Raw genomic sequence first — 5,732 nt, forward strand, 5'->3', positions numbered from 1 at the left:
TTCAACTACCGGATCGCCGACGCGCAATCGGCGCACATCTTCGTCGGCGTGCAGATCAAGCGGCGCGACGAATCGGACGAGATCGCGCGCAACTTCGCCGCGCACGGCTTCGACACTGTCGACCTGAGCGGCGACGAACTCGCGAAGCAGCATGTGAGGCACATGGTCGGCGGCCGCTCGCCGCTCGCGCGCGACGAGCGGCTGTTCCGCTTCGAATTCCCCGAGCGGCCGGGCGCGCTGATGAAATTCCTCGCCGCGATGGCGCCCGACTGGAACATCAGCCTGTTCCACTACCGCAATCAGGGCGGCGATGCGAGCTCGATCCTCGTCGGCCTTCAGGTGCCGCGGGCGGACGACGCGGCGTTTGACCGCTTCCTCGCGACGCTTGGCTATCCGCAGCGCGAGGAAACCGGCCATCCCGCTTATCGGCTGTTTCTCGGCTGACGATCGCCGCGCGAACGGCGCGCGGCCGGCTTGCTCGCCCGCCGCGACGGAGCGGCGGGCGGGGCCGGAGCCGGAGCAACATCGGTATCGGCATCGGCATCGGCATCGCGATCGGCGTGGCCGTCGGCTTCGACGTCGCCCGCCGGCGGCAGCCGCTTGCCGAGCGCGAGCAGCGAGCGGAACAGCGCCGCGAAATCGTCCGGGCCCATCGGCAGCGCGCTTTGCTGCGCGCCGACGAAGCACAGGTAGGACACCTGCGCGAACAGCGCCGCGTCTGACTCGCTGCGCAGCGTCTGCCTGCAGAACGCATGCGCGGCCGCGAGCCGCGCGCGATCGGCGCGGCGCTGGAATTCGGCGACGAGCGGCTCGTGCAGCGACCACGTCCGGATCGCCGCCTCGCGGCGCGGGTTCATCCGCGACGCCGCGGCGAGATAGCGGTCGAGCGCGGTCTCGGGCGGCTCGTCGCCTTGCAGCAGCGCGATCGCCTGCGTCGTGTAGGCCGCTTCCCATTCGGCGAGCAGCGCGAGAACGAACGCCTTCCGGCTGCCGAAGTGATGGTAGAACGCGCCGCGCGTGACGCCCAGGCGGCGCGCGAGCCGGTCGGCCGACACGCCTTGCGCGCCTTCGTCGTCGATCGCGGCGAGGCCCGCCGCGATCCAGTCCGCTCTTGTCGTTCTTGCCATGAAAACGTACAGGCTTTGTATGGTCCGATCGTGGCGGCTATTGTACGGCCTCGTTCAACCCTCGAGGTCGTCCTCGCCATGCACGTAGTCGTCGTCGGAGCAGGAATCGCCGGGCTGGCCGCCGGCTGGCAATTGAAGCGGGGCGGGTGCGACGTCACCGTCGTCGAGGCCGCCGAGCGCCCGGGCGGGCGGATTCGCAGCGTGCCGTTCCACGGTCACGTGATCGAATGCGGCGCGCAGTTTCCGTCGTCCGGCTATCGGCATCTGATGCCGCTCTTCGGCGAGGCGGGGCTCGCGGCGCGGCTCGTGAAGACGTCGCCGTGGGCGGCGTTCGAGCGCGGCGAGCGGCTCTTTCGCGTGCATGCGCGCCGTCCGTGGACGATTCCCGCGAGCGGCCTGCTCGGCTGGCGCGACAGCCTGCGCGTCGGCCGCGCGCGCGCCGCGCTGCTCGCGAGGATTCGCGCGCTCGATCCGAATCGCTACGCGGCGTTCGCCGAATTCGACGATGCCGACGCCGCGCAATGGGCCGAGCAGACGTTCGGGCGCGCGGCCGTCGACGCGATCTTCGCGCCGATGATTCATGGGCTCTATTTCCAGTCGCTGCGCGGTTCGTCGCGCGCGCTGCTCGCCGCCGTCACCGGCTTCGACGGCGCGCACGCGCTGGCGGTGGCGGGCGGCTGGCAGACGTTGCCCGGCGCGCTCGCGGCCCGGCTCGACGTGCGCTACGGCGCGCCCGTCGACGCGCTGTCGGCGGACTCGGGCGGCGTGACGGCGCGCGTCGGCGATCGCGCGCTGCGCTTCGACGCCGCGATCGTCGCGACGCCCGCGACCGTCGCGCGCCGCATCTGGCGCGCGCAAACCGACGCGGAGCGCGTGCTGCTCGCGACCGGCTACGCGCGTGCCGTGCACGTCGCGTTCGGTCTCGCGCCGGGCTGGCGTGCGCCGGCGCGGCTGCGGCGCGTGTACGGCGCGCTGCTGTCGCCGGATGCGCGCCGCATCGCCGCATTGACGTTCGAGCGCGGGCGCGGGATCGGCGACGGGGGCGGCGAAGTCGTGTCGGCGATGCTCGGGCATGCATGCGCGAGCGCGTTGCGCTACGCGTCGGACGACGAGATCGCGCGCGTCGCGCTCGACGACGCGCGCACGTTGCTGCCGGGGCTTGCCGACGCGGTCGTGGCGACGCACGTGCAGCGCTGGGACGCGGCGGAGCCGTTGTCGCCCGTCGGCCGTGCGCGCGCGATCGCCGCGTACCGCGCGAGCGCGGACGCGCGCCGGCGCGTGCTGTTCGCGGGCGACTACATGGGCTCGCCGTGGACCGACGGCGCGGCGGAGACGGGGCGGTGGGCCGCGCGCCGGCTGCTCGAAGCGCGTGCGTAACGCGATCTGCCGCAGCAGGCGCGCGTGAGCGCCGCGGCGTTCGAGGCGCGTGCGCGTCGGCCGCCGGCGGCGGGCAGCGCGCGGGAGGGGGCGCTTACGGCGCGGCGGCGGAGCCCGTTGCAAACGAACGGGCGCGCGCGGCCGCGAGCGCACGATGATCGAGCCGGACGAACGAAGGCGACGACGAAGACGCGACGGCGCGGCTGTTCCGGCCCGCCGCGGGCGATCGGCGCATGTCCGACGCGTGCGTGCGTTCCCGGAATGGCGTGCGCGACGGGCTGGCGCATCGGAAGGCGTCGCTTCCGGTCTTGTCGATGCCCGGCGCGCGAGCGCGCACGTCTCGCCGCGGTCGCGGCGAATCTTCCGCCGCGCTCGCTGCCGCGGTCACGCGCGCGCGGCGGCGCGCTGTTTTGCCGCGCGGCCGCTACGGTCGTTCGGCATGCGGCCGCTCACTTGAGCTGGCTGATGCCCCAGATCGCGATCAGCAAGCCCGCGCCGAAGCCGATGCCAAGCAGAATATAGGTTTCCATATCGAATCCACGGATGAAGTGATCGTCGCGGCAGGAAGCGGCGCGGCGGCGCAATCGCGGTCGGCATGCGCCGTGCCGCCGTGCGCCGGTTCGCCGCGGCTCGCGCCGGCCGCGCCCGGCGCGCTACAATCGGCCGCCGCATACTACCGACGCAACCTTTCAGTAACCATGCCGGGCTCTTCCGTTCCGCCGAAATCGACTCCGCCCGCGCGCCTGCGATGGGCGGCGCTATGGGGGCCGGGGCTTCTCGTCATGCTCGCCGACTGCGACGCCGGGAACGTCGTCACCGCCGCGCAAGCCGGCGTGCAGTGGGGCGTCGGTCCGCTGATGCTGCTGCTCGGCCTCGTGCCGCTGCTGTACATGATTCAGGAGCTGACCGTGCGGCTCGGCATCTTCACGGGACGCGGCCACGGCGAACTGATCCGCGAGCATTTCGGCGCGGGATGGGCGTGGCTGTCGGCGACCGGCCTCGTCGTCGCGGTGCTCGGTTCGCTCGTGACCGAATTCACGGGCGTCGCCGGCATCGGCGAGATGTTCGGCGTGCCGCGCTCGGTCAGCCTGCCGGCCGCCGTCGCGCTGCTGATCGCGATCGTGATGACGGGCTCGCACAAGCGCGTCGACAAGGCGGCGATCGTGATCGGCGCGTTCGAGCTGACGTTCTTCGTCGTCGCGTGGAAGGCGCATCCGCAATGGCGGGGGCTGCTGTCGGCGGCCGCGCGGCCGGCCGCCGGCGCGCCGTTCGGCTATCTCGCGGCCGCGCTGATCGGCGCGACCTTCAACCCGTGGATGGTGTTCTATCAGCAGGCGGCCGTCGCCGACAAACGGCTCGGGCCGGACGACCATCGCGCGGCGCGCGCCGAGACGGCCGTGGGCGCGGTGCTCACGCAGTTGCTGACGGGCGCGGTGCTCGTCGCGGCCGCGGCGACGCTCGCCGGCGACGGTGCGTCGCGCACGCTCGGCAGCGTCGGCGAGATCAGCGCGGCGCTCGAAACGGTGGTCGGTCCGCACGCGGCGCGCGTGCTGTTCGGCGCGGGCGTGCTGGGCGCGTCGATGGTCGCGGCGATCGTCTGCTCGCTGTCGCTCGCGTGGGGGCTCGGCGAGGTGGCCGGCTACGAGCGCTCGCTCGACGACCGGCCGACGCGCGCGCCCTGGTTCTACGGAATCTATGTCGCGGCGGTCGCGGGCTGCGCGGCGATCGTGTGGGTCGCGCCCGATCTGGTGTCGCTGAACGTCGCGGCGCAGGTGGTCAACGCGGTGATGCTGCCGCTCGTCGCGGGGTTGCTCGTCGCGCTCGCGGCAATCGCGCTGCCGCCGGCGCAGCGGCCGCGCGGCGCCTATCTGTGGATCGTGTCGGCGGTGGCGGCGGCGGTGAGCGTCGCGGGAATCGTCGGGGCGGCTTCGGGGGTGTGGTCTTGATGGCGTGACGGCGGCGTGCGAGCGTCGATTCGATTCGACGGTGGACGCATCGTTTGCCGAAGTCGACGCCGACGCCGCAGCCAAGTCGAGCGAGACCGGCGCAATCTGGGCTGACGCCAAGCGGAAGTCACGAGCCGCGAGTCTGAAGCTCGTGTTTCACGCGTCGTACTTCGCGGCTTGCAGGTCGAAGCTCAAAGCTCGCTTCGCCGCTCACGCCTCGAAGCTCACGCCTCGAAGCTCACGACTCGAAGCTCACGACTCGAAGCTCACGACTCGAAGCTCACGACTCGAAGCTCACGACTCGAAGCTCACGCCTCGAAGCTCACGCCTCGAAGCTCACGCCTCGAAGCTCACGACTCGAAGCTCACGACTCGAAGCTCACGACTCGAAGTTTGACGCCGACGGCCCAAAGTTCCCCAAGCCCCAACCGCAAGGCTTCGAGTTCAACTCGCCGAGTTGCAATGCCGGCTGCATTCCGACGCTCGCCGTCAGTGCGAATGCCGGTGATGAATGTCCGGAAAGTGCGCGTGCGTATGCGTGATCGGCGCATGCCGATGCGGATGCGTGTGCGGCTCCGCGCCGTCCCAGTCGAAATCGTGCGTGTGCTGATGATGCTCGTCGTGGCGATGCCGGTGGCTGTGCTCGAGCGCGTCGTGCGTGTGCGCGTGCTCGTGCCGCTCGCGCAGATGCAGCCAGATGCCGATCGCCATCAGCGCCGCGGCCGCCCAGAACGACAGCGGCGGCCACTCGGGCCACAGCGCGAGGGACAGTCCGACGCCGAACAGCGGCGCGACCGAAAAATACGCGCCGGTCCGCGCGGTGCCAAGGTTGCGCAGCGCGACGACGAACAGCACGAGGCTCACGCCGTAGCCGGCGAAGCCCGTGAGCATCGCGGCGGCCGTCGACGCGGCGGCGGGCAGTTTCGCGCCGAGCGCGAGCGCAATGCCGAGATTGACCGGGCCCGCGACGAGGCCCTTGATGCACGCGATCGTCGCGGCGTCGTTGGTCGAAACCTTGCGCGTCAGGTTGTTGTCGATCGCCCAGCACGCGCAGGCGGCCGCGACGAGCAGCGCGCCGAGCGGCACGCCCGCCGCGCCCGGATGCCACGACAGCAGCGCGCCGCCCGAGACGATCGCGACCATGCCGGCGAAGATCGGTGCGTCGACGTTCTCGCGGAACACGACCCACGCAATGACCGCGGTGAACACGCCTTCGAGATTCAGCAGCAGCGCGCTTGTCGCGGCGGGCGTCGTCGCGAGGCCGAGCATCAGCAGCGCGGGGC

At 71.8% G+C, this 5,732-nt stretch carries 5 protein-coding genes and 1 pseudogene; 3 read left to right on the top strand and 3 right to left on the bottom strand.

Annotated elements, in window-relative coordinates; genetic code table 11:
- Nucleotides 1-444: pseudogene (locus WS91_RS28695) on the top strand (threonine ammonia-lyase, biosynthetic); the annotation flags it as partial.
- Here the strand turns inward: WS91_RS28695 and WS91_RS28700 are convergent.
- A complete protein-coding gene (locus WS91_RS28700; protein ID WP_059671487.1) occupies nt 423-1,127 on the bottom strand; it encodes a TetR/AcrR family transcriptional regulator in 705 nt (234 codons plus the stop codon). The pseudogene WS91_RS28695 and the gene WS91_RS28700 sit on opposite strands and share 22 nt — an antisense overlap.
- 78 nt (nt 1,128-1,205) lie before the next feature.
- Here WS91_RS28700 and WS91_RS28705 point away from each other — a divergent pair, with 78 nt between their 5' ends.
- The gene (locus tag WS91_RS28705) at nt 1,206-2,504 is read left to right on the top strand and encodes a protoporphyrinogen/coproporphyrinogen oxidase (RefSeq protein ID WP_059671488.1); all 1,299 of its coding nucleotides are present in this window, start codon (nt 1,206-1,208) and stop codon (nt 2,502-2,504) included.
- Nucleotides 2,505-2,953: 449 nt separating this feature from the next.
- Here the strand turns inward: WS91_RS28705 and WS91_RS37820 are convergent, their stop codons facing one another.
- Nucleotides 2,954-3,088, bottom strand: a complete 135-nt coding sequence (locus WS91_RS37820; RefSeq protein WP_257789113.1) for a hypothetical protein — start codon at nt 3,086-3,088, stop codon at nt 2,954-2,956.
- A gap of 198 nt (nt 3,089-3,286) precedes the next feature.
- On the opposite strand from WS91_RS37820, the gene WS91_RS28715 reads away from it, so the two are divergent.
- A complete protein-coding gene (locus tag WS91_RS28715) occupies nt 3,287-4,450 on the top strand; it encodes an NRAMP family divalent metal transporter (protein ID WP_197422291.1) in 1,164 nt (387 codons plus the stop codon).
- A 488-nt stretch (nt 4,451-4,938) separates the two neighbouring features.
- Here the strand turns inward: WS91_RS28715 and WS91_RS28720 are convergent.
- On the bottom strand, nt 4,939-5,732 hold a 794-nt coding region (locus tag WS91_RS28720; protein ID WP_059671490.1), incomplete at its 5' end, for a DMT family transporter.

Source organism: Burkholderia sp. MSMB1498 (assembly GCF_001526245.1).
In the GTDB taxonomy this organism is placed as follows: domain Bacteria; phylum Pseudomonadota; class Gammaproteobacteria; order Burkholderiales; family Burkholderiaceae; genus Burkholderia; species Burkholderia savannae.